The following is a 26,011-nucleotide window of genomic DNA, read 5'->3' as shown; positions in this document are numbered from 1 at the left end:
CCCGGTGGCCGACGACGCGACCCCGGCGAAGATGACTGCGCGTGAAGTGATGCCGCAGTTGTCCGGGACCGAGCTGAAGCGATTGGCGCAGACCGGAAGTTTCGCGGTGGACGACACCACCGGCAACCAGATGATCCAAGCGCTCGAAGGTGTGATCGACACCCTTCAGGCGCGGTGGGACGCTTTGCAGAAGCTGGGCACGGCCCCGGCCATGTCCTCCACCGCGACCGGCAAATGGGTGTCGACCCACATGCTGAACACCGCCAGCGACGCCCAGGGCCTGCTCACGCAGCTGCAGGCCGCGCGCGACGAGTTCCCGACGTATGTCGAGGCGATCAAGCTGGCGAAGCAGAACTACAGCAACACCGAAGCCGGGACGCGCGACACGATCAACCGTCTCCCCGTCGACGAGCTGACCTGAGGAGGATCTCGTGGCCACGACAACCGACCCGTCCACCTCGGCGGTCTCAGACCCGTCGTCACCGGACTACGACCCGCACAGCCCCTACTACGACGTGACGGCCGACTCGTCGTCGAAGTACTACGTCGGCCCGGTCAAGCCGGACGACGTCGCCTCCGGTGACCAGATCCGCGCCGAGGCGACCAAGGAGATCGACGACGAGATCGCCCAGGGCTGGCTCGGCCCCGTCGTCGACCCGAACGTGCGCAACCAGAAGATCCAGGAGCTCTACGAGCAGCGGCTCGTGGAGGCGAAGTCCGGGCTCCACGACGGTCTCCAGCTGCGCCAGAACGACGGCGCGCCCTACACCGACTGGTCGCAGGCGACGCACGAGCAGATGCAGCAGGCCATCACCCAGCAGGCGAACTCGGCCACCGTCGCCGAGTCGTCGGAGGAGTGGGTGCGCGTCGGCAACGACCTGGCCACGCACCAGCAGAACCTCGCGAACGCGATCAACGCGAGCACGAGCAACTGGCAGGGTGCCGGCGGCGACGCGGCGCGCGAGCACCTCGCGAACGTCGGCAAGTGGCTCGGCACCACCGCCCAGGGCGCGACCCTGGCCGGGCGCCAGCAGGAGATCCACTCGCAGGCGCTGAACGAGACGCAGATCGCGATGGCCGCGAACCCGCCGGTGCAGTTCGACGTGCAGCAGGCCAACGCGCAGCTGCAGCAGATCAAGGACCCCACCGAGTACGCCGCGCAGGCGTCCAAGGCGATGGCGACCTTCACCGAGCAGCAGGCCGCGCGCCAGCAGGCGGCGCAGCTGATGACGCAGTACGACCACACGATCGGCGCGGCCGTCGTCACGCCGGCGTTCGCGGCTCCGCCGAAGCTTCCTGGCTCGACCGGCGCGAACGGCGGCGGCGGCGCGGGCGGCGCCGGCGGTGGCGGTGCCGGGAGCCAAGGTCTCCCGGTCGGCCCCGACGGGCGCCCGATCGGCCCCGACGGCCTGCCGATCGGCGGCGCCGGAGGTGGTGCTGCCGGCGGCGGCGCGGGTGGCGGTGCCGGCGGTGGCGCGGGTGGCGGCTTCAACCCGCCTCCGCTCAACGTGCCCGACGGCCCGGGTGGTGTCGGTGGCGGCGGCCTCGGCGGCGGTTCCGGAAGCGGCGCCGGCGGCGGTGCGGGTGGTGGCGGTGGCTTCAACCCGCCTCCGCTCAACGTGCCCGACGGCCCCGGTGGCGTCGGTGGCGGTGGCCTGGGTGGCGGCGGCTTCGGCGGCGGCTCCGGCCTGCCGGCCGACGAGACCACGAAGACCTCGGGCTTCACGCCCCCGCCGCTGAACGTGCCCGACGGTCCCGCCGGTGGCGGGGTCGGCGGCGGAGGCGGCTTCAACCCGCCGCCGTTCAACCCGGGCAGCGGTGTCGGCGGCGGTGGCCTGGGCGGCGGTTCGGGTTCGGGCACGGGCTTCACCCCGCCGCCGTTCAACCCCGGCACGGGCGTCGGCGGCGGTTCGCTCGGCGGCTCCGGTGGCGGCATCGGCGGCGGCTCGGGCAAGATCCCGACCATCGGCCGTGGTGGCGGCATCAACGGCGAGAGCATCAGCAGCCGCCTCGGTGGTGGCGGCGGTGCCGGTGGCGGCGGGATCGGCGGCATCGGTGGTGGCGCCGGCATCAAGGGCGCGGGCCTCGGTGGCGCGGGCTCCGCGGCGGGCGCGGGTGCCGGTTCCGGCGCCGCGGCGACCGAGGAGGAGCTGGCCGCGCGTGGCGGTGCCGCGCAGGCGGGCGCCAAGGGCGCGGCCGGGTCGCCGGGCATGGGCGGCATGGGTGCTGGCCAGAAGGGCGGCAAGGGCCCGGAGGACAAGGAGCACAAGATCGCCGACTACGTGGAGTCGGACGACCCGAGCTTCTTCGCTCCGGACGAGGTCGTCGCGCCGCCGGTGATCGGTGACTGGAAGAACAAGGACTGGAAGTGAGGCGGGGATGACCAGCGGAGGCTTCGACGTCGAACCCGACGAGCTGACGGCGCACGCCAGCCACCTCGACGGGCTCGTGGACCGGCTGAACAACGCCGTGCAAGCGGCGGACTACGCGTTGAGCGACGACGCCTACGGCCTGCTGTGCGCGTTTCTCCCGCCGATCGTGAACCCGACGGGGCAGCAGGCCAAGGACGCGGTGAGCGCCGCGGCCGAGGGCATGCAGACCACGGCGGACAACGTCCGCACCACGGCGCAGGCGTACCAGGACGGCGACTCCCAGGAGGCGCAGCCGTTCCTCAAGCAGCTGGCCGGCAGCGACGACGCCGCGGGCCTGACCAACGGGGGCTCGGACGGCTACTCGTCGAGCAGCTACCCGTCCGGCAGCGAACCGCTGTCGCCGCGCATCGGGACGACGATTCCGAGTGAGCCGTTGCAGGAGCCGCTGTCGCCCCGCATCGGTACGACGGTGCCGAGGGAGGCCGCGGAGCCGCTCGCGCCCGAGCAGCCGAGGTTCCGGGTCGGCACCACGGTGCCCGACGAGCCCGTGGTGAACCCGTCGTCGTTCCGGATCGGCACGGTCACCGAGTAGCGGGTGACACCGTGGCGCCGGGCGAGGTCCGCCCGGCGCCACCCGAACAGTTCAGCAGCAGGCAGATCGAGGAGTACGAACACCATGACCAGTGCGGGAGGGTTGGGTGACCTGATCAGGGAGCCCGACGAGGCGATCCGGCGGATGGACGAGTGGGCGGCGGGCTTCGCCCGCAAGGCCGAGCGCTACGCGGCGGCCCAGCAGGAGACCGAACGGCTGCGTCTCACGGCGTCGAGCCCCGACGGCACCGTCAGGGTCACCGTCGGCGCCGACGGGGTCGTGTCCGACCTGGTCTTCGGGTCCAAGACGCGGACCATGCCGCCGGAGGAACTGGCCCGCATGGTGCTCGACACCATGCGGCGCGCCCAGTCGGGCATCACCCAGCGCGTGGCCGAGGTCATGACCGAGAACCTCGGCGACGAGGACCAGGACACCCGCTCCGCACTGCTCGGCAGCCTCCGCAGCCGCTTCCCGGACCTCGACGAGCCCGAAGACGGCCCGGGCGAGCCGGAGCCGCCGGCCCCGACCCCGCCGGTGCCGCCCGCCCCGTCGGCCGGCGGTGCCGCGACCCCGCCGCCCGCCGCCCCGCCGGGCCCGGCCGGTCCGGCCGCGCCGCGCCGCCGGGGTGGCATCGACCCGGACGAGCAGGACAACAACCCCTGGTGATCCCCGCTGTCCACTGAGGACAGTGGATTCGTGTTGGGTCCGGGTGCTCCGTGGTTGCGGCCGGCTTGTCCGGCCGGCCGCAATCACGATTGAAACGACGGTCGCGGATGTCGGCCGAAGAGAAACTGCCGAATTCCCGGTTGCCGTGTTGGCCGGAATCATGTGCAGTTTTTTCTGCGCAATTTCTTTTTTCCCGGCAGGGTTCGCTCGCCGGCATAGGAGGGGTGTCGAAGTGAGCAATCCGTTGATCGCGCAGACCCAGGATTCGACGAAGGCGTATTCGGGGATTTCGCTCCTGGAAACCGCCAACGACCTGTCCACGGCGATCGAGTCGGGCGACTGGGCGTCGGTCGCCATGGGTGCGGTGGGAACCGCGCTGGACGCGTTGTCCGTGGCGATGGACCCGTTCGGTGCGATCCTCGCGGCCGGGGTCAGCTGGCTGATGGAGCACGTCGGTCCGCTCAAGGACGCGCTCAACGGGCTGACCGGCAACGCGGATCAGATCAAGGCCCAGTCGGAGACGTGGGCCAACGTCGCCAAGGAATTGGGCTCCGTTTCCTCGGACCTGACCGACGCGATCAACGCCGACCTGCAGTCGTGGTCCGGATCGGCGTCGGATGCCTACCGGCAGCGCGGGCAGGATCTGGCCACCTCCTTGCAGGCGGCGCAGAAGGGCTGCGACGGCGCCTCATCCGGGGTGAAGACCGCGGGTGAAGTGGTGGCCGCGGTCCGCACTTTGGTGCGCGACATCATCTCCGAGCTGATCGGGCACCTGATCAGCTGGGCGCTGCAGGTGGTGTTCACCCTCGGCATCGGCCTGGCGTGGGTCGTGCCCCAGGTCGTGAGCGCCGTGGCGAAGACGGCCTCGCAGATCACCGGCCTGGTCACCAAGCTCGTCAAGGCGTTGAAGGCCCTGGTCCCGTTGCTGAAGAAAGCCGGGACGCTGTTCGAGGACGCGGGCAAGGCGTTCAAGGGTCTCAAGGGCGGCAAGGTCGCTCCGCCGCCGAAGGCCGGTGACCTCAGTGGCACTCCGAAGGCGCCGCCGGTGAAGACCCCCGGTGGTGACGGTGGCGGCACGCCCAAGGGCGGCGGCTACGAGGGCACGCCCAAGGACTACACCCCGCCCCCGGGCAAGTCGAGTGGCGACGATTCCACGCATTCCTCCAGCGCCGGCGACACCCCGCCACCGCCCAAGAGCGACCCGCCGCCCCCGCCGAAGGGCGACGATTCCACGCATGCCTCGAGCTCGGGTGGTGGCGGCACCCCGCCGCCGCCGAAGAGCGACCCGCCTCCGACGCCCAAGAGCGGTCCGGACCCGGCTCCCACCCCCAAGGGTCTCGACGCCAGCCCGGCCCCCGGAGGTGGGGGGACCCCGAAGGGGCTGCCCAAGAGCGGTGGCAAGGGCGGTGAGACGGGGCCGAGTTCGGTCAAGGACGCCAACACCGATCCGAAGGCGAACGACAAGCCCGCCGACACCAAGCCCACCTGTGGTGACCCGGTCGACGTCGCCACGGGTCAGATGATCATGACGCAGCAGGACGTCGAGCTGAGTGCGGCGTTGCCGCTGGTGCTGGCCCGGACCCACCTGTCGACGCATCGGCTGGGCGGGTACTTCGGCGCCGGCTGGGCGTCCACGGTGGACCAGCGGCTGGATGTGGAGCCGGACGGGTTCTACTTCGCCGCGGACGACGGGATGCTGCTGAACTACAGCACCCCGTTGCCCGAAGGTGACGGCCTGGGGGTGCTGCCCGATTCCGGTCCGCGCTGGCCGTTGCTGCGCACCGAGGGCGGGTACGCCATCGCCTGCTTGGACCGCGATCGCCTGCTGCATTTCCAGGACGACGGCACGGGCCGGCTGGCGATCAGCGGGATCCGGGACGGCGAAGGCAACCAGATCGAGTTCGTCCGCAACGAGGACGGCACGCTGGTCGGGATCGCCCATTCGGCGGGGTACCGGATCGCGGTGGACACCGGCGACGGTCTGATCGAGACGCTGCGCCTGCTCCCCGCGGACCCGGCGGACGAGGACTCGGACGTCGTGTTGGTGCGCTACGGCTACGACGAGCAGCGGCGGCTGGTCGAGGTGGTCAACTCCTCCGGGCAGTCGCTGCGGTTCGGCTACGACGCCGAGGGGCGGGTCATCCGCTGGCAGGACCGCAACGACATGTCCTACCGCTACCGGTACGACGCTGCGGGGCGTTGCGTGGAGACCGAAGGCAAGGACGGCTACCTCAGCTACACCTTCGACTACGACCGGGAAAACCTGCTCACCCGGGCGACGGACTCGCTGGGTCAGGTCACCACCTTCGAACTGGACGAAAACCTGCGGGTGGTCCGGCAGACCGATCCTCTGGGCCACGTCACCGCTTCGGAGTGGGACGAATACGGGGCGCTGCTGTCGAGCACCGACCCGCTCGGGCGGACCACGCGCTACGAGTACGACGAGGCGGGGCGCCCGGCCGCGGTGGTCCGGCCGGACGGCAGCCGCTCGCGTTCGGAGTACGACGCAGCGGGCCGGCGTGTGACCTTCGTGGACTTCGACGGTGCGGTATGGCGGCGCGAGTACACCGAGTCCGGCCGGTTGAGTGCCGAGATCGATCCGAGCGGGGCGCGCACGAGCTACGCCTACGACGCGGCGAGCCGCACGAGCACGGTCACCGATGCGCTGGGTCGCACGAGCCGGGTCGAGTACGGCGTGGCCGGGCTGCCGGTTGCGGTCGTCGATTCGCTCGGCACGGTCACGCGGTACCGCTACGACGAGCTCGGGCGGCCGGCGGAGATCACCGACCCGCTGGGCGGGGTCACCCGGCTTCGCTGGAGCGTCGAGGGTGCGCTCCTGTCCCGCACGTTGCCGGACGGGACCACCGAGCAGCTGGGCTACGACGGTGAGGGCAACCTGCGGCAGGCCACGGGCGCTGCGGGTGTGGTCACCCGGACCGAGGTCGCGCACTTCGACCGCGAGGTGGCTCGTACCGCGGCGGATGGCAGCCGGTTGGCGTTCACCTACGACACCGAGCTGCGGCTGACGTCGGTGACCAACCAGCAGGGCCTGGTGTGGCGCTACACCTACGACCCGGTGGGCCGGCTGGTCGGGGAGACCGACTACAACGGCCGGGCCATCGGCTACGTCCACGACGCCGCGGGTGAGCTGGTCGAGTACAGCAACGCGGTCGGGCAGACCGTGCGGCTCACCCACGACGCGATCGGCAACATCATCGAGCGCCGCAGTGACCAGTCGGTCACGCGCTACACCTACGACCCGGCGGGGCGGATCACCCGGGCCATCAACGACGACACCGACCTGAAGATCCGCTACGACGCCCTCGGCCGGGTGCTGAGTGAGGAGCTCAACGGCCGGACCGTGGCGTTCCGCTACGACGCGGCCGGCAACCGGGTGTGGCGGCGGACCCCGTCCGGCGCGGAGAGCACCTGGCAGTACGACCAGGCGGGGCGGCCGCTGTCGCTGCGCACGGCCGGCGAACTGGTCCGGTTCGGCTACGACGCGCTCGGCCGGGAGGTGCAGCGGCAGGTGGGCCCGGCGGTGCGGCTGGTCCAGTCCTGGGACGAGGCTCACCAGCTGCGGGCGCAGACGCTCGCGGCCGCCGGGGATCGCGTGCTGCAGCAGCGCACGTACGGCTACCGGTCGGACGGCCACCTGACCACGGTGCAGGACCGGGTGAGCGGGCCGCGTCAGTTCGACGTGGACCCGCTCGGCCGGGTGCTGGCGGTGACCGGGCCCGGCTGGTCGGAGCGCTACGCCTACGACCCGGCCGGGAACATCGTGGACGCCGACTGGCCGGTCACGCCGGCGGCGACGGTCGCGGATGCGGCCGGTCAGCAGGCGCGCGGCAACCGGCGGTACGCCGGCACGCTGCTCGAGCAGGCCGGCGCGGTGCGCTACCAGCACGACGCCGAGGGCCGGGTGGTGCTGCGGCAGGTGGAACGCACGCCTGGCGTGGTGGACACGTGGCGCTACACGTGGGACGCGGATGACCGGCTCGTCGGCGTGGTCACCCCGGACGGGCAGCGCTGGCGCTACGTGCACGACGGGCTCGGCCGGCGCGTGGCGAAGCAACGCCTCGGCAGAGACGGCCGGGAAGTGCTCGAGCAGGTCGAGTTCTGCTGGGACGGCACCGAACTCGTCGAGCAGGTCCACAATGGACGACACGCGCTCGTGTGGGACTGGGCGCCCGACGGCCTGCGGGTGATCGGGCAGACCGAGCGCGTGCCGGCGCCGGGCGGCTCGCAGCAGTGGGTCGACCAGCGCTTCTTCGCCGTCGTGACCGACCTGGTCGGGAAACCGACGGAACTGGTCGACGCGCAGGGCACCCTCGCCCACCACGCCACCGCCACTCTGTGGGGTGGCGCGCAACCCGGGGCGAGCGCCGCCACACCACTGCGGTTCCCCGGCCAGTACCACGACCCGGAAACCGGCCTGCACCACAACTTCCACCGCTACTACGACCCCGCCACCGGCCGCTACACCACCCATGACCGGCTTGGTCTCGTTCCCGGGGCGCACTCGCAGAACTACGTGCGCAACCCCACCGGCTGGGTCGACCCGCTGGGCCTGACTCCGTGTCAAGCCCAGGAGTTCGGGAAAGTCGTAAAGGATTACCGGGAGAAACTCGGCTGGCAGAAGGGGGCGGGGCCGCACCCGTTGACCAAACTACCCGGCCAGCAGCAGCAGTACGCGCACGTCGGTGTAGGAAAGCTCGGCTTCGAGGGGGCGGGCGGGGACACCGGCCTGAAGATGGTGGTGGACAAACAAAACGGCTACATCGTCGGGTACCTCAAGAAGGATGAGGGTGGCGGCCCCGACACGTTCCATTACGATCCGACGCACGAGTACCACAAGGATGTGCGGATCGATCCGAACCATGCAGCGCCCGGAGCCGTGCACAAGCCGGACATCGGATCGATCGCGTATCCTCCCAACGAAAAGTACAATCAGAATTTCGGCCCCAACACCCTGGCGAACGCCGTGGATGACATGTCGAACAGCGCCAAGGGATCGACGGACGCACTTCGAGTGACCGCCATGCACGTCGCCGAAGCCGGCCGGTTCGACCCGGTCGCCAAAAATCACCTGAATTACTTCACGAATAACATTGACGACAAACTCAGCACAGCCAACTGGGAAAAGATCAATGGTTGGGGTAAAGCGAGTGACGAGTTCCGGGCTTCGGGGTCGGGTGACAACCCTTCGGGTCTGGCGCTGCTGAATCCGCCGAAGTCGAACAGGTAGTCCTGGCGCCGGCCTGGAATCGATGCCGATTCCAGGCCGGCGTCGGTCAAGCGGTGGTCACCACTTGTCCCAGTGGGTGACCTCGTCCGGGGCGGGCCGGGACGCCGGGCGGAAGTCCGTGCCCTTCGTGTAGGCCAGGGGGGTCAGCACGGCCTGCGCGACGGTCTCGTACGGGATCCCGAGGAGGTCCGCGACCTCCTTCTCTCGGACCACGTGCATGGACGTCCAGGCGGTGCCGAGGCCGCGGGCGCGCGCGGCGAGCATGAAGCTCCAGGTGGCGGGCAGCACGTTGGACACGCCCGCAGTGGCGGAGGCGCGGTCGGTGCCTTCGTTGCAGGCCAGCACGAGCACGGGCGCCTCGCCCATGTGGTCGCCGAGGTAGTCGGCCGAGCTGGCGACGCGGGACTGCACGCGGTCCCGCTCGGTCTCGCCCGTGTTGTTGCCCGGGTAGCCGGGGGAAGCCTTGTACTGGGCGAAGATCGAGCCGTAGATCTCGCCGATGGCGCGGCGCTTGGCTTCGTCGCGAACGACCACGAAGCGGGCCGTGACGATGTTCGAGCCGGCCGGGGCCTGCAGGGCGAGGGCGACGCATTCGCGGATGAGGTCGTCGGGCACGTCGCGGGTGAAGTCGAGGCGCTTGCGCACCGCGCGCGTGGTGGACAGCAGCTAGTCGGGGGAGAGTTCGAGCATGCCGTGATCATAGGTCCGCGAGCCGGGGGCGCGCGCCTCGCGAGACCGTGACCACAGGCCGCGGTTCAGTGCGCGCGCAGGCCTTCGATCAGCAGGTCGGCGAAGCGGTCCGCGAGTTCCTCGGTGGTGAGCGATCCGTCGGGGGAATACCAGACATACGCCCAATTCAGGATGCTCGTGAGCGCGATGCCGGCGATGCGCGGGTCCGCTTCGCGGAATTCGCCCGCTTCGATGCCCTGGGTGATGATGCTGCGCAGTCCCGTTTCCCAGCGGTCGCGGCTGGCGATCACGGCCTGCTGGCGCGGTTCGCTGAGGTTGCGCCACTCGTGGAAGAAGACGGTGGCGAACTCCTTGTTCTCGCCGATCAGCTTGAGGTCGCGCGCGGCGACCTGGCGCAGCTGCTCGGTGGCGGTGCCGCCGGCGGCGAGGATCTCCTCCATGTCCCGCTCGGAGCGTTCCATGATGCTGTGCACGATCGCCTCGAGCAGGTCCTCCTTGCTCTGGATGTGCACGTAGAGACTTCCGGCGTGCACGCCGACCTCCCGGCCGATGTCGCGCATGGAGGTCCCGTGGTAGCCCTTTCGGGCGAACAGGCTCGCGGCGATCTCGACGATGGGCGTGACGTAGTCGGTGGCTCGTTCGGACACCCGCCCATTAGACACTACGGCGAGTGACGAGTCGATGGGCAGAACGAGTGCAACAACTGTTTGTTGACCGATCGCGCCCGTGCGGTTAGCGTCCGGAGGCGAGACTTGGAGGCAGCCCGAAGATGCGCTACTACGAGATCGACCAGAGGACCACCGCGCACATCCTCGCCGACAAAGCCGCCCGCGTCGGCGACCGCCCGTTCCTGCACTGGGCGGGGCGCACCTTCACCTACCGCGACCTCGACGAGATGACCAACCGCTACGCCAACGGGTTCGCGGCGCTCGGCATCACGCGGGGCGACCACGTGGCGATGATGATGCCCAACGGCCCGGAGTTCCTGTGGACGCTCTGGGGCCTGGGCAAGCTCGGCGCCGTGGCGGTGCCGCTCAACACCGCCGCCAAGGGCGAGCTGCTGCGCTACTTCCTCGACCAGTCCGACTCCACGGCCGTGTGCGTGGCCGGTGACCTGCTCGCGCGCGTCGCCGCCGTGCTGCCCGAGGTGCCGGCCGTGCGCACGGTGCTGGGGCTCGGCTCCGACCCGGCGCAGCTGGCCGCGCTCGACGGGATCACCACGCACGACCTCGCCGACCTCGGCCAGGCCTCACCCGAGCCACCGCGGCCGGCCGAACCCGTGCGCTGGAACGACCCGCACCTGATCCTCTACACCTCCGGCACCACCGGGCCGTCGAAAGGCGCGATCTGCCCGCAGGCGCAGGGCCACGCCGTGGGGCACCAGATGGCGTCGCTCAACTCCTACCGCCAGGACGACGTGCTCTACACCTGCCTGCCGGTGTTCCACGGCAACGCGCTCTGGTACACGGTCTACGCAGCGCTGTGGGCCGAGGCGTCCGTGGCGCTCTACCCGCACTTCTCGGCCAGCCGGTTCTGGTCGCAGATCCGCGAGTCGAAGGCGACGGTGTTCAACTGCCTCGGCGCGATGGCGAACATCATCTGGCAGCAGCCGCCGTCGGAGCGCGACCGCGACCACTCCGTGCGGATCTGCATGATGGTGCCCAACTCCCGCGAGCTGGCGCAGGGATTCCTGGAGCGCTACGGCACGCGCGTGACGTCGGTGTACGCGATGACCGAGAACTGCGCGGTCACCGTGTTCAGCCCGGACGACTCGCCGGAGAAGGTGCCGTCGGCCGGACGCGTGCGCCCGGACATGAGCGTGCAGATCGTCGACGACGAGGGTCGCGCCGTGCCCACGGGTGAGGTGGGCGAGATCCGCCTGCGCCCCAACGAACCCGGCATGACCATGCTGGAGTACTACAAGATGCCCGACGCCACCGTCGGCGCCACGCGCGACCTGTGGTTCCACACCGGCGACCGCGGCTGGCTCGACGAAGACGGGTACCTGTTCTTCTCCGACCGCAAGAAGGAAGCCATCCGCCGCCGCGGCGAGAACATCTCCGCCTACGAGGTGGAGACCATCGTCTGCAAGCACCCGGCGATCCTCGAGGCCGCGGCGGTGCCCGTGGCTTCCGAGCTGGGCGAGGACGACCTGATGGTGTACGTCGTGCTCGAAGAGGGTGCGAGCGCCACCTACGAGGAGATCATCGCGTTCTGCGACGAGCGGATGCCGTACTTCATGGTGCCGCGGTACCTGGAGTTCATCGACGGCCTGCCGAAGACGCCGAGCGAGAAGATCGAGAAGTACAAGCTGAAGACCGCCGCCGCGGACCGCGTCGGCGAGCTGTGGGACCGGGAGGCGGCGGGCATTGTCATCAGGAAGTGAGGCCGTCGAGTTCAGTGTGGACGGTCCCGTCGGCCGGATCACGATCGACCAGGAGGCCACGCGCAACGCGCTCAGCCCCGAGGTGATCGGCGGTCTGGACCAGGCGATCACGGCCGCCGGAGACTGCTCGGTGGTCGTGGTGCGCGGGCGGGGCGGGACGTTGTCGGCCGGCGCCGAGCTGAAGTTCCTGCGTTCGGTGCTCGACGACCCGGCCGAGGTGCGCGAGTACATCACCTCCATCGGGGTGACGCTCGACCGGCTGGAAGCCGCGCCGTTCGTGTCCGTGTGCGTGATCGACGGCTACGCGGTGGCGGGCGGCTGCGAGATCATGCTGGCCTGCGACCTCGCCGTGGTCAGCGAGACCGCGCAGATCGGCGACCGGCACCTCGAGTACGGGCTGCTGCCCGGTGCCGGCGGTTCGGTGCGCCTGACCCACGCCGTCGCGCCGGCGATCGCCCGCCGGCTGCTCTACACCGGGGAAATCGTCGACGGCGCCACCGCCGCGGGCTTCGGGCTCGTGAGCAGCGCGGTGCCCGCGGCCGAGCTCGACGACGCCGTCGAAGCGCTCGTCGCGCGCCTCGCCCGGCACGCGCCCGACGCGTTGCGCGGCATGAAACGCCTGCACCGCACGGCACTCGCCGAGGAACCCGCCGCCGCGATCACCGCGGAGCGGGAGACGTTGCTCGCGCACCTGGCCGGCCCCACCGCGCGGGAGGGGCTGGCCGCGTTCGCCGAGCGGAGAGCGCCGCGGTTCGGCAGGCTCTGACTGGGTACGGAAGGAAAACGATGAGCACAGACACCGATCGCCCGGTTTCGGGCCGGTGGTTCGAACAGCTGGAAGTCGGCACCGTGGTGCAGCACGCGACGCGGCGCACCGTGACCGAGACCGACAACGTGCTGTTCACGACCATGACGATGAACCCGGCGCCGATGCACCTCGACGCCGACTACGCCTCGCGCACCGAGTTCGGCAAGCCGCTGGTGAACAGCATGTTCACGATCGCGCTCGTGGTCGGGCTTTCGGTGTACGAGCTGACGCTGGGCACGATCGTGGCGCAGCTCGGGATGTCCGACGTGGAGTTCCCGAAGCCGGTGTTCGCCGGCGACACGATCCGCGTGGAGAGCGAGGTCGTGGAGGCCCGGGCGTCGAAGTCGCGGCCGAACGCCGGGATCGTCGTGTTCGAGCACCGCGCCTACAACCAGCGCGACGAGCTGGTCTGCCGGGCCAAGCGCACGGGCCTGATGCACCGCCGGCCGGAAGGGGATGCCGCGTGATCACCGAGTACTTCGACCGGATCAAGGTGGGGGACACCCACGTCAGCCGGGCGCGCACGATCACCGAGACCGACATCGTGCAGTTCGCCATGTTCACCGGCGACTGGCACCCGGCGCACACCGACGCCGAGTACTTCGGCGCCGACCCGGTGTTCGGCGGGCGGGTGGCGCACGGCGCGCTGTCGCTTTCGGTCGCGCTGGGCCTGGTCACGTTCTGGCCCGAGGCGATGAAGGCGTTCTACGGCATCGACAAGCTGCGGTTCATCACGCCGGTGCGCGTGGGCGACACGATCCACGTCGAGACCGAGGTCACCGAGCTGACGCCGCGCGGCGATGGCCGCGGCGTGGTGACGTCGGCGTTCCGGATCCTCAACCAGCGCGGCGAGACCGTGCTCGCGGCGTCGCTGAAGACCCTGGTGGTCACGGAGGAGGCGGCGCGATGAGCGAGGTGACGGCCGAGCTCGAGAAGGCCGAAGAGGTCGCGCTGGCGGGCGGCGATTCGAGCCGCTGGCCGAACAAGCTCCCGGTGCGGGAACGCATCGCGCTGCTGCTCGACCCCGGCAGCTGGGTCGAGGACGGCCTGCTCGCCGACGCGTCGGGCGACGGGTTGCCCGCCGACGGCGTGCTCACCGGCGTCGGCACGGTCGAGGGCCGGCCGGTCGCCGTGATCGCCCACGACTTCTCGGTGAAGGCCGGGTCGTGGGGCGAGCTGACGTGCGAGAAGCAGGTGCGCATCCTGGAGCGCGCCGACCGCGATCTGCTGCCGGTGTTCTACCTCGTCGACTCCGCGGGCGGCCGCCTGACCGACCAGCTGGGGTTCTTCTCCGGGCGGCGCGGGGCTTCGCGGATCTTCCAGCTGCAGGTGAAGCTTTCCGGGCGGGTGCCGCAGATCTGCTGCCTGCACGGACCTTCGGCCGCCGGCGGCGCGTACATGCCGGCGTTCACCGACTGGGTGGGCATGGTCGCGGGCAACGCGTCGATGTACCTGGCCTCGCCGCGGGTCGCGGAGAAGGTGACCGGCGAGCGCACGACGCTGGAGGAGATGGGCGGCGCGACCATGCACGCCACCGTCTCCGGCTGCGGCGACGAGGTGTTCGACGAGGACTGGCAGGTGATCGCGGCGGCGCGGCTGCTGCTGTCGTACCTGCCCGACGACTGGCGTTCGGCTCCCGCCCGCGCCGAGGCCGTGGCGCCCGAGATCCCGGACTGGCCCGAGGGCCTGATCCCGGAGGACCCCAACGCGGCCTACGACGTGCGCGACGTGATCCTGCGGCTCGTGGACGCCGGGAGCTTCTTCGAGATCAAGTCCGCGTGGGCCGAGGAGATGGTGACCGGGTTCGCGCGCCTGGGCGGGCAGACCGTCGGGCTCGTCGCGAACCAGCCGTCGGTGCGCAGCGGCGCGATCTTCGTGGACTCGGCCGACAAGGCGGCGCGGTTCATCTCGATGTGCGACGCGTACAACGTGCCCCTGGTCTTCCTGCAGGACGTGCCGGGCTTCATGGTCGGCGTCGCGGTGGAGCGGCAGGGGATCATCCGGCACGGCGCCAAGATGGTCGCGGCCATGGCGAGCGCCGAGGTGCCGAAGTTCAGCGTGGTGCTGCGCAAGGCGTATGCGGCCGGGTTCTACGCGATGTGCGCGCCGGGCTTCGAGCCGCGGGCCACGATCGCCCTGCCGACCGCGACGATCGGCACGATGTCGCCCGAGGCGTCCGCGAACGCGGTGTACGCCAACAAGATCGCGGCGATCGAGGACCCGGCCGAGCGCGAGGCGTTCGTGCAGGCGCGCGTGGCCGAGCAGGCGGCGGACTTCACGCTGCTGCGGCTGGCCGGTGAGCTGCACGTCGACACGGTGGTGAAGCCGGAGGCCCTGCGGGCCGAGCTGCTGGGCCGGCTGCGCGCGGCCGGGAGCTGGGAACGTTCCGGCCACCGTCGTCACCACCTGATCAGCCCGGTGTGAGGGAGCTTTGATGTCGGACGGACTGGTGCCCCGCAGCCTGCTGTTCATGCCGGGCTCGAAAGCCTCGATGATCGCGAAGATCCCGGCGATCGCGCCCGACGCGGCCGTGGTCGACCTCGAGGACGCCGTGCCCGCCGCGCAGAAGGCCGAAGCTCGGGCGACGACCGTGGCCGCGCTGGCGGACTTCGACGCCGGGCCCGCGACCACGGTGCTGGTGCGGGTCAACCCGATCACGTCGCCGTGGTTCGCCGACGACCTGGCGGCGGTGGCGTCGTTGGGCGGGATCGGCGTGGTGCTGCCCAAGTACGAGCGCCGCGAGGAGATCGACGCGGTGCGCGCACGGGTCGGTGCCGATGTGCCGGTGATCGCCGGGCTGGAAACCGTGCGGGGCGTGGCTTTCTGCCGTGAACTGCTGCGCGCGGGCGTCGACGCTGTCTACTTCGGAGCGGAGGACTACATCGCCGACATCGGCGGCGTCCGCACCACCCGGGGGGAGGAGGTCCTGTACGCCCGCAGCGAGGTGCGGCTCGCCGCCCACCTGTGCGGAGTGTCCACCGTGGACCAGGCCGTCGTCTCCATCCGCGACGACGACCGCTTCCGCGCCGACGCCGAACAGGGCCGCGCGATCGGCTACACCGGCAAGATCTGCGTGCACCCGCGCCAGGTCGAGCTCGCGCACGAGGTCTTCACGCCCGCCCCGGACGAGGTCGCCCACGCGCGCGCCGTCCTGGCCGCCGCCGACTCCGGCGTCGCCGTCGTCGACGGCCAGATGGTCGACGACGTCCACGTCCGCATGGCCCGCACGGTGCTGGCCCGCGTGCCGGGGGAGGGCTGATGCGCGTCGGGCTGATGTTTCCGCCCGGGGCGGATCCGGGGGAGATCCCGGCGGTCGCGCGGAGGGCCGAGGAGGCCGGGTTCGACTTCTTCTGCTGTGGCGAGCACGTGTTCTTCCACGGGCCGATCACCAACGCGTTCGTCGGACTGGCCGCGGCGGCCGGCGCGACCGAGCGGATCGGCCTGCTGAGCGCGCTGACGATCCTGCCGGTGTACCCGGCGGCGCTGGCGGCCAAGCTCGTCGCGACGCTGGCGACGGTGTCGCGCGGCCGGTTCGAGCTGGGTGTCGGCGTGGGCGGGGAGCACCCGCCGGAGTTCGAGGCCGTCGGGGTGCCGCTCGCCGAACGCGGACGTCGGACCGACGAGGCCCTGGAGGTGCTGGCGCGACTGCTCGCCGGGGGACGGGTGACGTTCCGCGGCGAGTTCACGACGATCGAGGACCAGGAGCTGCAGCCCGTGCCCGACCGGCGGTCGCCGGTGTGGGTGGGCGGCCGGCGCGGGGCGGCGATGCGCCGGGCCGCGCGCCACGGTGACGGATGGCTGCCCTACCTGGTCACGCCGCGGCAGTTCGCCGGCAGCCTGGAGCAGGTGCGGGAGCTGGCCGGTGAGCACGGCCGCCGGCCGGAAGACGTGCGCGGCGGCGTGTACCTGTGGTCCACTGTGGACACCGATGGGGACCGGGCCCGCCGTGAGGTGGTGTCGTCCGTGAGCGAGCTGTACAACCAGGATTTCGAGGGCTACGCCGACCGCTACCTGCTGTTCGGCACGCCGGCGCGCGTGCGGGAGCGGCTCGCGGAGTACGCCGTGGCGGGCGCGGAGAGCGTGATCTTCGCCCCGGCGTGCGCCGACCACGAGCGCGCGATCGACTTGTTCGCCACCGAGGTCCTCCCGGGGATCCGGGAGAGGGGAGTTTCCCGTGTCTGAGTTCCAGAAGGTGCTGGTCGCGAACCGGGGTGAGATCGCGGTCCGCGTGATCCGCGCCGCCCGCGACGCCGGGCTGGCCTCGGTCGCCGTCTACGCAGATCCGGACGCCCGGGCGCCGCACACCCGGCTCGCCGACGAGGCCTACGCGCTGCACGGCAGCACGGCCGCCGAGTCCTATTTGGACATCGACAAGATCCTCGACGTCGCCAAGGTCAGCGGCGCCGACGCCGTGCACCCCGGCTACGGGTTCCTCTCGGAGAACGCCGGCTTCGCCCAGGCTGTGCTCGACGCCGGCCTGGTGTGGATCGGGCCCGGCCCGCAGGCGATCCGTGACCTCGGCGACAAGGTGACCGCGCGCAAGATCGCCCGGTCCGTCGGTGCGCCGCTGGTCCCGGGCACCGAGGAGCCGGCGAAGAACGCCGACGAGGTCGTGGCGTTCGCCGACGAGCACGGCTTGCCGGTGGCGATCAAGGCGGCCTTCGGCGGTGGCGGGCGTGGGCTCAAGGTCGCCCGTACGCGGGAGGAGATCCCCGAGCTGTTCGAGTCCGCCACGCGCGAAGCTGTCGCGGCGTTCGGGCGGGGTGAGTGCTTCGTCGAGCGCTATCTCGACCACCCTCGGCACGTGGAAGCTCAGGTGCTCGCCGACGCGCACGGCACGGTCGTCGTGGCCGGCACCCGCGACTGCTCGCTGCAGCGCCGCCACCAGAAGCTCGTGGAGGAAGCCCCGGCTCCGTTCCTGAGCGACGAGCAGCGCGAGCTGATCCACTCCTCCGCCAAGCAGATCTGCGCGGCGGCGGGATACCGCGGCGCGGGCACCGTCGAATACCTCGTGGGCACCGACGGCACGATCTCGTTCCTGGAGGTCAACACCCGCCTGCAGGTCGAGCACCCCGTGACCGAGGAGACGACCGGCCTCGACCTCGTGCTGGAGCAGTTCCGCATCGCCCGCGGCGAGCGCCTGGCCATGTCGGATCCCGAGCCGCGCGGGCACGCGTTCGAGTTCCGCATCAACGGCGAGGACCCGGGCCGCGGCTTCCTCCCGACGCCCGGCACCGTCCGCCGCTTCGACGTGCCCGAGGGGCCCGGCATCCGCCTGGACTCCGGCGTCGAGGCGGGCAGTGTCGTCGGCGGACAGTTCGACTCCATGCTGGCCAAGCTGATCGTGTCCGGGCCCGACCGGGCGACGGCCCTGGCGCGCAGCCGCCGGGCACTGGCCGAACTGGCGGTGGAGGGCCTGGCGACCGTCGTTCCGTTCCACCGCGCGGTGGTGCGCGACCCGGCGTTCACGGCCGAGGACGGGTTCACCGTCCACACGCGCTGGATCGAGGAGGACTTCGCCACCGTCCTGCCCGAGTACTCCGCCGAACCCGCCGACGACGGCAAGGTGTCGATCTCCGTCGGCGGCCGGGCCCTGCGGGTGTCGCTGCCCGGTCTGTCCGAAGTGGGCAGCCGGGCCGACGAGATCCGCGCGGCGTCCGCGGCCGTGGCACTCGGCCCGCGCGCGACGGCCGTGTCGGGAGATGCGGTGACGACGCCGATGCAGGGCACGATCGTCAAGCTCGCCGTGGCCGAGGGCGACACCGTCGAGACCGGGGACCTCATCGCCGTGGTGGAGGCGATGAAGATGGAGAACCCGGTGAAGGCGCACAAATCCGGTGTCGTCACGGGGCTCGCGGTGGCGGTCGGCGACAGCCGCGCCCAGGGCGAGGTGCTCTGCGAGATCGCCGGGTAAGGTCCACCGGGGACACTTCCGTGGGGCAGGACAGGGGAGCAGGCTCGTGGATCTCGGAATCGCCGGCCGCACAGCCGTGGTTTGCGCGTCGACCCAGGGGCTCGGACGGGCCTGCGCGGTGGAGCTCGCCCGGGCGGGCTGCACCGTGGTGGTCAACGGGCGCTCGGAGGACTCGACGCGCGCCGCGGCCGCGGAAATCACGGCGGACACCGGAGCCACCGTGGTGCCCGTGGCGGGCGACCTCGGCGACCACGCCGTGCAGGACGCGCTGCTCTCGGCCGCGGGAGAAGTCGACATCCTGGTCAACAACAACGGCGGGCCGCCGTTCCGCGACTTCCGCGAGGTCGACCAAGACGCGCTGTTCGCCGGCGTGCGCGCCAACATGGCGACGCCGATCCGGCTGGTGCAGCTGGTCGTCGACGGCATGGTGGAGCGCCGGTTCGGCCGGATCGTGAACATCACGTCCGGCTCGGTCAAGATGCCGCTCGCCGGCCTCGACCTCTCCAGCGGCGCGCGGGCGGGCCTCACCGGGTTCCTCGCCGGCGTCGCCCGCTCCGTCGCGCACGCCAACGTGACGATCAACTTCCTGCTGCCCGGCTCGTTCGACACGCGCCGCCTGCGTTCCGGCCAGGAAGCCGCGGCGGCGAACGCGGGTGTGTCGCCGGAAGTCGTCGCGGACGGGCAGCGCGCGTCGATCCCCGCCCGCCGCTTCGGGGAGCCCGCGGAGTTCGGCGCGGCGTGCGCCTACCTGTGCTCGGCGCAGGCCGGGTTCGTCACCGGCCAGAGCCTGCTCATCGACGGCGGGGCGTACCCGGGCGTGCTCTGACGCCCGGGGCCCCGCGCGTCAGCCGACCCAGACCGTCTTGAGGTTGCAGAACTCCCGGATCCCGTGCGACGACAGCTCGCGGCCGTAGCCCGAGCGCTTGACGCCGCCGAACGGCAGCTCCGGGTACGACACCGTCATGCCGTTGATGAACACCTGCCCGGCGTCGAGGTCGTCGATGAACCGCTCGATCTCTTCGGTGTCCTCGGTCCAGGCGTTGGAGCCGAGGCCGAACGACGTCGCGTTGGCGATCTCCAGCGCCTCGTCGAGATCGGCCACGCGGTAGAGCGAGGCGACCGGGCCGAACACCTCTTCGGTGAAGATGCGCATCTCGCGCGTGAGGTCGGTGATCACCGTCGGCGGGTAGAACCAGCCCGGGCCGTCGGGTCGCTGCCCGCCGCACAGCACGGTGGCGCCGGCGGCGACGGCCTCGTCCACCAGTTCCTCGACGTCGGTACGGCCCTGCTCAGTGGCCAGCGGCCCGACGTCGGTGTTGTCGTCGAACGGGTCGCCGACCCGCAGCGCGCGCATCCGCTCCACGAACTTCCGGGCGAACTCGTCGTAGACGTCGGTGTGCACGATGAACCGCTTGGCCGCGATGCACGATTGGCCGTTGTTCTGCGTCCGCGCCGTCACCGCGGTCTCGGCCGCGCGGTCGAGGTCGGCCGAGGGCATGACCACGAACGGGTCGCTGCCGCCCAGCTCCAGCACGGTGTGCTTCACCTCGTCGCCGCAGATCGCGGCCACCGAACGCCCGGCCGGCTCGCTGCCGGTGAGCGTGGCGGCGGCGACGCGGGCGTCCCGCAGGATCGGCTCCACCTGGCGCGAGGAGACCAGCAGCGTCTGGAAGCAGCCCTCCGGGAAGCCACCGCGGCGGAACACGTCCTCCAGGTACAACGCGCACTGCGGCACGTTCGACGCGTGCTTGAGCAGCCCGACATTGCCCGCCATCAGCGCGGGCGCGGCGAAGCGCATCACCTGCCACAGCGGGAAGTTCCACGGCATCACCGCCAGCACCACCCCGAGCGGCCGGTAGCGGCCCAGCGCCCGCGTCGCACCGACCACCGACGGGTCGGGCAGCGGCTCGTCGGCGAGGAACTCTTCGGCGTGGTCGGCGTAGTAGCGCATGCCCTTGGCCGACTTCAGCGCCTCCGCGCGGGCCGAGGCGAGCGTCTTGCCCATCTCGGTCGTCATCATCCGCGCGACGTCGTCCGCCTCCTTCTCCAGGAGGTCGGCGGTGGCGTGCAGCAGCGCGGCGCGCTCGGCGAACGTCGTGCGCCGGTAGGTCTGCCACCGATCGTGCGCGATCCCGATCCTGTCCCGGACCTCGGCCTCGGTCAGCTCGGTGAACGTCTTGACCGTCTCCCCGGTCGCGGGGTTGGTGGTGGCGATCGCCATGGGCGGAGCCGTCCCTTCTCCTCGTCGCGGTGCGGCCGCGCGGGCCGCCCCCAGCACGAGCCTAGGTCTTCCCGGACCGCGCGGCAGGCAAACCGGTGGCGGCCGAACCCGCACCAGGCAAACCCCGCTGCAGACAGATCCGCGGCAGACAGATCCGCGGCAGACAAGGCAGCAGCGCGAAGCCCCCAGGTTCGTGAGTCCCTGGGGGCTTCGGCTCAGCCCGCCCGAGGCGGGAGTGGGAACCCGGCCGCCGCGCCCGGTCGGGGTCGCAACGCGGCGGCCGGGAGATCATTCGCCGGGAAGGTGGTCTTCGTCGTCGCCGGTTTCGGGGTTGCCGTCGTAGATCACCGAGCCGTCGTCCCGCATCCAGTTGCCCATCGCCGTCACCTCCAGCGGCTCGGCGAGGTGGAATTGCACGGTGTAGCCGTAGAAGCGGGCGTACAACAGGACGTTGGTGAAGGCCGCGTCGGCTGCTCCGGGGTGGTTTTCCAGGCGCCACAAGGTGAGTGGGGTGATGCCGAGGGTTTCGGCGACCTCGTCGCGGGTCAGCCCGGCCTTCCGGCGCAGCGTGTGCAGGTGCTGGAGGAGCTGCCACAGCTCGGACATCGCCTGGGCGTCTCCGGGGTTGTCGCCGTGGGGCATGCGCTCGCGCCAGGGCGGGCGGCGCTGCCCGGGGTCGTCTTCGACGAGGACCACGTGCAGGCGGTACCCGAGGTGGCGGGCGTAGGCGTCGAGGACCGGCAGGGTCTGGCTGGTGCGGGCCCGCGTCCGGAACGAGTGGATGTTCCCGGCGAGCACCCCGAGGATCCGCCCCGCCTCCCGCAGCGAGAGACCCTCGGCGACGCGGACCTCCTCCAGCCGCGCGGCGACGACGTCGAGCTGCTCGAGCGCCGACCGCTGGACCACCGCGGTCATCGGGTGACCCCCGCCCGGAAATGCACTGCGAACAGGGCCTCGGCGACCCCGCCGATGCTCTTCGCCTCCATGACCAGCCCCTTCCCGGTGCCCGTGTGTTGATCGCTACACTGGTGTACAACTTGGTCCGAGTGCAAGTCTTGCATTCATGCTTAGCCTTCAGTCCACTCGATAGGAGTAGTCCATGGCCAACGCACCGTCTCTTCGCCGGCGCCGGTTGGTGGGCGCGCTGAAGCGGCTGCGGCTGGATGCCGGATTGACGCTTGCCGAGGCCGGCGAAGCGGCTGGATTCAGCGAAGCCAAGGTCTCCCGAATCGAGACGTTCCGATTTCAGGTCAGTGGCGATGACACTTATGCACTGGCCAAGGCATTGGGCGCGAGTGAGGACACCGCGAATGCTTTGGTGAAACTCGCGCGATCGGCCAAGCAACGCGGATGGTGGCACGACGCCGCGAGTGAAGACAGCGGGCTGGGGACCTTCGCCGACTTCCTCGAATTGGAAAGCGAAGCTCGCGAGATCTTCGAATTCCAGGAGACACTCATTCCGGGGCGGCTGCAGACGGCGGGGTACGCCGCAGCGGTGATCCGCGCCGACCTGCCGAACGCGACTGAAGACGAGGTCGACCGGCGGGTGAAACTGCGCCTCGATCGGCAAAATCAAAGTTCCGCGCCCCTTTGGGCGGTGATCTTCGAGGCCGCCTTGGAAATGCCGGTCGGTGGGCCGGATGTGATGGCCGAGCAGCTGGATCGCCTCTCGGAAGCGGCGAAGCGGCCGGGAATTCAGGTGCAGGTCCTGCCGAAGCGTTCGCGCGGCCACGCCGCGATCGGCACGTCGTTCACCCTGTTCGAACTGACCGATGGCGCGACCTTCGCGCACATCGACACGCTGACCGGCGGCTTGCTGATCGAGGACTCCGCTCAGGTGGAGATCTATCGCAAGGCCCGGTCGGGCTTGCAGGCGGCAGCAGCCGACTTCGACGCCAGCGATACCCTGGTCAAGCGAGCAAGGGACGACCACCGGAGCACACCATGAACGAGAAGTTCGCTGGTCACTGGATCAAGGCCAGCTACTCGAACGGCTCGGGCAACTGTGTTGAAGCAGCTGTCCTGCCGGTGGCGGTGGGCATTCGCGACACGAAGGCCCGGGAAACCGGTCACCTGACGGTCACGCCTGCCGCGTGGGTCGCCTTCACCGAGGCGATCGCCAAGTAGCACGCGCGAGAAGGCCCCCAGCGATTCGTGAGCGCTGGGGGCCTTCTGCTGTCTCTGCCGCCGGGATTCTCCGGATTCCCGGACTCAGCCGGCGGGCTGCAGGACGAAGTCGTAGCGCGCCTCGACCCAGGGCACGGCCGACTCGCCGCCGTCGGGGGTCGGGCCGGGCTCGCGGGGTTCGAAGGTGACCACGAGTTCCTGCTTGGTGCCGAACACGACGTCGCTGTCGAGGTACTCCGCGCCCTCTTGGAACAGGTGCGTGATCAGTGGCTCGTGGCCGGCAGCATTGACGAGGAAGTGCACGTGGGCCGGGCGGAAGTGGCTGATGTCGGTGCGCGAGATCAGGTCGCCGACGGGGCCGTCCATCGGGATGGAGTACCCCTTCGGGGCGATCGTGCGCACGCAGTAGGTGCCGTCGGCGCGGGTGGTGTACTTCGCGCGCAGCCGGGCCTCGTCGATCTCCGGCAGCTGGGACTCGTACGAGCCGTCGGCGTCCGCCTGCCACACGTCGAGCAGGGCGCCGGCGACCGGGGAGCCGTCGAGGGAGCGGACGGCGCCGCTGACGTAGAGCGGGGTGCCTTCGACGCCGTCGGACATGTCGCCGCCGAAGTCCAGTTCGGGGGAGCCGTCGATGTGGAACGGGCCGAGCACCGTGGCCGGAGTCGCTTCCTTGTCGAAGGCGTGGTTCATCTGCACGACGAGCATGCTCAGGCCCAGCACGTCGGAGGCGAGGATGAACTCCTCGCGCTTCTCGTCGCTGATCTGGCCCGTCCGGGTGAGCCACTGGATCGCGGCCATCCACTCGGGCTCGGTGAGGCGCACTTCGCGCGCGAAGTCGTGCAGGTGCCGCACGAGCGCGGTCATCAGCTCCTTCGTGCGCGGGTCGTGCGCGGTGCCCCACCGCCGCGCGGCCAGCTCGGTGATGTTGTCCTCGGTGACGAGCTCCATGAGCGTCCTTCTTCTCGGCCGGATTTCGCGGGGGTCAGGGCGTGTACGGGTCCGGCTCGACGGGCCGGTTGTTCAGGTCTACCGCGAGGAAGATGTCGTTGCCCACAGGGTGACGCAGTTCCTCGGCGAGCTGCCCGATCAGCCCGGCCGTGCGGGCCAGCAGGGCAAATCCGCGCAGCAGCTCCAGCGGCAGCCCGAGGTCGGCCAGCGCGGCGCCGCAGACGCCCGCGCCGTTGAGCGGCAGGGTCTTGCCGAGCACCTGCGGGTGCACGCGGCCGATGGCGGTGAACAGCGCCAGGTGCGGGCCGACGAGCCCTTCCTCGGCGGCGATCTCCATCAGCCGCGGCGTGCGCGGGTCGCCCTGCTTGTGCACGTGGTGGCCGAGCCCGGGGATGAACTCGCGCGCTTCTCGTTTGGCGCGAACGGTTTCGAGGGCGAGCGCGTCCCAGCCCGCGTCGTCGGCCGGGAGGTCGCCGGCGGAGGCCAGGACCTCGTGGAGGAAGCGGCCGCAGTCCTCGGTGACGCCGAGGAAACGCGAGCCGCCGCCGAGCAGGCCGGCGGCGAGCGCGCCCTGGATCGAGTCGGGCGCGGACAGGTAGGTCAGCCGGGTGACGATCGCGGTCGGGGTGAACCCGTGGTCGGCCAAGGCCGCGAGCACGGCCTCGAACACGCGGGTCTCGCCCGGCGTCGGCCGGCGCTGCGTCGCGAGCCAGAAGGACAGCTCGCCGAAGCCGACCTTGCCCATCACGTCCTGGGCCAGGTCCTGGCCGAGCAGGGTGATCTTGTCGAGCGACGACGCACCGAGCGCCGTCTCGTATACTGGCTCGTTCACGCGTCGGCCTTTCCCGGGAGATCGCTGCTGGGGAGATCACTGCGCGGGGTGCCCAGCCAGGCGCGCAGCTCGGCGCCGTGCTCGTCGAGCTCGGGCGGCGGCAGCCGGTAGGACGCCGGGGTCGCCGAGAGCCGCAACGGGTGGCGCGTGGTCGGCACCGCGCGGTCGCCTTCGCCGACCTCGACCACGGGGTCGAGCCCGAACCGTTCGGCCATCGCGAAGCCGCCGTCGATCGTGGAGATCGGGCCGCACGGCACGCCCACCGCCGTGAGGGCCTCGAACCAGTCGACGGCGCCGCGGGCGGCCAGGCGCTCGACGAGGATCGGGCGCAGTTCGTCGCGATTCTTCGTGCGGTCGGCGTTGTGCGCGAAGCGCGGGTCTTCGGCGATCTCGGGGATGGCGAGCACGTCGCACAGTTTGCGGAACTGGCCGTCGTTGGCGGCGGCGACGATGAGGTCGTCGTCGGCGGTCGGCAGCGGCTCGTACGGGAAGACGCTGGGGTGCGCGTTGCCCATCCGGTAGGGGACCACGCCGCCGGCGACGTAGGCGGAGCTGTGGTTCACCAGCCCGGTGAGCGCCGAGGACAGCAGGTTGACCTCCACGAGCTGGCCGGCGCCGGTCGCGTCGCGGTGGCGCAGCGCGGCGAGGATGCCGATCACGGCGTGGTTGCCGGCCATCACGTCGAACACGGAGATGCCGGCGCGGTACGGCGGCCCGGCGGGGTCGCCGGTGAGGCTCATCAGGCCGGAGATCGCCTGCACCATGAGGTCGTAGCCGGGCACGTGGCTGCCCGCGCCGGAGCCGAAGCCGGTGATCGACGCGTAGACGAGGCCGGGGTTGAGGGCGCGGACGGTCTCGTAGTCGAGGCCGTACTTGGCCAGGCCGCCGGGCTTGAAGTTCTCGATGAGCACGTCGGCGCGGGCGGCGAGCTCGCGCCCGAGCGCCGCGTCGGCCTCGTCGCGCAGGTCGAGCGCGATGGAGCGCTTGCCGCGGTTCACGCCGAGGTAGTAGGTGGACGTCTCGCCGCGCACCGGCGGCATCCAGGTGCGGGTCTCGTCGCCCTGGGGGCCCTCGACCTTCACGACTTCGGCGCCGAGGTCGGCGAGCAGCATCGTGGCGTACGGGCCGGCCAGCACCCGGGAGAAGTCCGCCACCAGCAGCCCCGACAGCGGTCCGGTGCCCGCTCCCGCCGGGGAGTCTTCCATGC

Annotated in this window: 23 protein-coding genes; 16 read left to right on the top strand and 7 right to left on the bottom strand. The window is 71.1% G+C overall.

What is annotated here, in order from left to right:
• Positions 1-4: 4 nt before the first annotated feature.
• The 5 genes from ACQPXB_RS27305 to ACQPXB_RS27285 all read left to right on the top strand — a co-directional run bounded on the left by ACQPXB_RS27305 (position 5) and on the right by ACQPXB_RS27285 (position 8,878).
• Entirely contained in the window at positions 5-421 is a 417-nt protein-coding gene (locus ACQPXB_RS27305; RefSeq protein WP_386945038.1) for a hypothetical protein, read from the top strand.
• A gap of 10 nt (positions 422-431) precedes the next feature.
• Complete coding sequence (locus ACQPXB_RS27300) at positions 432-2,372, top strand: hypothetical protein (protein WP_432844903.1); 1,941 nt, start codon at positions 432-434, stop codon at positions 2,370-2,372.
• Between the two features lie 7 nt (positions 2,373-2,379).
• Positions 2,380-2,964, top strand: a complete 585-nt coding sequence (locus ACQPXB_RS27295) for a type VII secretion target (protein WP_432844902.1) — start codon at positions 2,380-2,382, stop codon at positions 2,962-2,964.
• An 84-nt stretch (positions 2,965-3,048) separates the two neighbouring features.
• The gene (locus ACQPXB_RS27290) at positions 3,049-3,630 is read left to right on the top strand and encodes a YbaB/EbfC family nucleoid-associated protein (protein ID WP_432844901.1); all 582 of its coding nucleotides are present in this window, start codon (positions 3,049-3,051) and stop codon (positions 3,628-3,630) included.
• 232 nt (positions 3,631-3,862) lie between these two features.
• Positions 3,863-8,878: an RHS repeat-associated core domain-containing protein gene (locus ACQPXB_RS27285; RefSeq protein ID WP_432844900.1), complete on the top strand. Its 5,016-nt coding sequence runs from the start codon at positions 3,863-3,865 to the stop codon at positions 8,876-8,878.
• 57 nt (positions 8,879-8,935) lie between these two features.
• Here ACQPXB_RS27285 and ACQPXB_RS27280 read toward each other — a convergent pair whose 3' ends face one another.
• Positions 8,936-9,523: a nitroreductase family protein gene (locus tag ACQPXB_RS27280; protein ID WP_432844899.1), complete on the bottom strand. Its 588-nt coding sequence runs from the start codon at positions 9,521-9,523 to the stop codon at positions 8,936-8,938.
• A 110-nt stretch (positions 9,524-9,633) separates the two neighbouring features.
• On the bottom strand, positions 9,634-10,215 hold the full coding sequence (locus tag ACQPXB_RS27275) for a TetR family transcriptional regulator (RefSeq protein ID WP_386945050.1): 582 nt from the start codon (positions 10,213-10,215) through the stop codon (positions 9,634-9,636).
• A gap of 122 nt (positions 10,216-10,337) precedes the next feature.
• On the opposite strand from ACQPXB_RS27275, the gene ACQPXB_RS27270 reads away from it, so the two are divergent.
• From ACQPXB_RS27270 to ACQPXB_RS27230, 9 genes are read left to right on the top strand one after another with little or no spacing between them, the layout of a single operon-like run.
• On the top strand, positions 10,338-11,954 hold the full coding sequence (locus ACQPXB_RS27270) for an ATP-dependent acyl-CoA ligase (protein WP_432844898.1): 1,617 nt from the start codon (positions 10,338-10,340) through the stop codon (positions 11,952-11,954).
• A 16-nt stretch (positions 11,955-11,970) separates the two neighbouring features.
• On the top strand, positions 11,971-12,720 hold the full coding sequence (locus ACQPXB_RS27265; RefSeq protein WP_432844897.1) for an enoyl-CoA hydratase/isomerase family protein: 750 nt from the start codon (positions 11,971-11,973) through the stop codon (positions 12,718-12,720).
• Between the two features lie 20 nt (positions 12,721-12,740).
• Positions 12,741-13,229, top strand: a complete 489-nt coding sequence (locus ACQPXB_RS27260) for a MaoC family dehydratase (RefSeq protein ID WP_366576774.1) — start codon at positions 12,741-12,743, stop codon at positions 13,227-13,229.
• Positions 13,226-13,672, top strand: coding sequence for a MaoC/PaaZ C-terminal domain-containing protein (locus ACQPXB_RS27255; protein ID WP_366576772.1), 447 nt, complete (start codon positions 13,226-13,228; stop codon positions 13,670-13,672). The genes ACQPXB_RS27260 and ACQPXB_RS27255 overlap by 4 nt, the downstream gene beginning before the upstream one ends.
• Complete coding sequence (locus ACQPXB_RS27250) at positions 13,669-15,186, top strand: acyl-CoA carboxylase subunit beta (protein WP_366576770.1); 1,518 nt, start codon at positions 13,669-13,671, stop codon at positions 15,184-15,186. The genes ACQPXB_RS27255 and ACQPXB_RS27250 overlap by 4 nt, the downstream gene beginning before the upstream one ends.
• 10 nt (positions 15,187-15,196) lie before the next feature.
• Positions 15,197-16,021: an HpcH/HpaI aldolase/citrate lyase family protein gene (locus ACQPXB_RS27245; RefSeq protein WP_432844896.1), complete on the top strand. Its 825-nt coding sequence runs from the start codon at positions 15,197-15,199 to the stop codon at positions 16,019-16,021.
• On the top strand, positions 16,021-16,944 hold the full coding sequence (locus tag ACQPXB_RS27240; RefSeq protein WP_432844895.1) for an LLM class flavin-dependent oxidoreductase: 924 nt from the start codon (positions 16,021-16,023) through the stop codon (positions 16,942-16,944). The genes ACQPXB_RS27245 and ACQPXB_RS27240 overlap by 1 nt, the downstream gene beginning before the upstream one ends.
• Positions 16,937-18,676, top strand: a complete 1,740-nt coding sequence (locus ACQPXB_RS27235) for a biotin carboxylase N-terminal domain-containing protein (RefSeq protein ID WP_432844894.1) — start codon at positions 16,937-16,939, stop codon at positions 18,674-18,676. The genes ACQPXB_RS27240 and ACQPXB_RS27235 overlap by 8 nt, the downstream gene beginning before the upstream one ends.
• Positions 18,677-18,722: 46 nt before the next feature.
• Positions 18,723-19,502, top strand: coding sequence for an SDR family NAD(P)-dependent oxidoreductase (locus tag ACQPXB_RS27230; RefSeq protein WP_432844893.1), 780 nt, complete (start codon positions 18,723-18,725; stop codon positions 19,500-19,502).
• Between the two features lie 18 nt (positions 19,503-19,520).
• On the opposite strand, the gene ACQPXB_RS27225 is transcribed toward ACQPXB_RS27230, so the two are convergent.
• The gene (locus ACQPXB_RS27225) at positions 19,521-20,897 is read right to left on the bottom strand and encodes an NADP-dependent succinic semialdehyde dehydrogenase (RefSeq protein ID WP_432844892.1); all 1,377 of its coding nucleotides are present in this window, start codon (positions 20,895-20,897) and stop codon (positions 19,521-19,523) included.
• Between the two features lie 288 nt (positions 20,898-21,185).
• The gene (locus ACQPXB_RS27220; RefSeq protein WP_366576759.1) at positions 21,186-21,812 is read right to left on the bottom strand and encodes a helix-turn-helix domain-containing protein; all 627 of its coding nucleotides are present in this window, start codon (positions 21,810-21,812) and stop codon (positions 21,186-21,188) included.
• 184 nt (positions 21,813-21,996) lie between these two features.
• On the opposite strand from ACQPXB_RS27220, the gene ACQPXB_RS27215 reads away from it, so the two are divergent.
• Positions 21,997-22,845: a helix-turn-helix domain-containing protein gene (locus ACQPXB_RS27215; protein WP_386945062.1), complete on the top strand. Its 849-nt coding sequence runs from the start codon at positions 21,997-21,999 to the stop codon at positions 22,843-22,845.
• A complete protein-coding gene (locus tag ACQPXB_RS27210; RefSeq protein WP_366576755.1) occupies positions 22,842-23,024 on the top strand; it encodes a DUF397 domain-containing protein in 183 nt (60 codons plus the stop codon). The genes ACQPXB_RS27215 and ACQPXB_RS27210 overlap by 4 nt, the downstream gene beginning before the upstream one ends.
• Before the next feature lie 84 nt (positions 23,025-23,108).
• Here the strand turns inward: ACQPXB_RS27210 and ACQPXB_RS27205 are convergent, their stop codons facing one another.
• Genes ACQPXB_RS27205 through ACQPXB_RS27195 form a run of 3 tightly spaced genes read right to left on the bottom strand, consistent with a single transcriptional unit; the run spans position 23,109 to position 26,009 of the window.
• The gene (locus ACQPXB_RS27205) at positions 23,109-23,972 is read right to left on the bottom strand and encodes a dioxygenase (RefSeq protein ID WP_366576753.1); all 864 of its coding nucleotides are present in this window, start codon (positions 23,970-23,972) and stop codon (positions 23,109-23,111) included.
• 34 nt (positions 23,973-24,006) lie between these two features.
• Positions 24,007-24,804, bottom strand: a complete 798-nt coding sequence (locus tag ACQPXB_RS27200; RefSeq protein WP_432844891.1) for a citryl-CoA lyase — start codon at positions 24,802-24,804, stop codon at positions 24,007-24,009.
• Positions 24,801-26,009 (bottom strand): CaiB/BaiF CoA transferase family protein, encoded by a 1,209-nt coding sequence (locus tag ACQPXB_RS27195; RefSeq protein WP_432844890.1) that lies wholly within the window; start codon positions 26,007-26,009, stop codon positions 24,801-24,803. Before ACQPXB_RS27195 ends, ACQPXB_RS27200 begins: the two co-directional genes overlap by 4 nt.
• Positions 26,010-26,011: the final 2 nt, after the last annotated feature.

It is taken from the genome of Amycolatopsis sp. CA-161197 (assembly GCF_050942255.1).
Lineage (GTDB): Bacteria > Actinomycetota > Actinomycetes > Mycobacteriales > Pseudonocardiaceae > Amycolatopsis.
The sequence above is the reverse complement of the archived record's forward strand: the minus strand, read 5'-3'. Positions and strand labels throughout refer to the sequence as shown.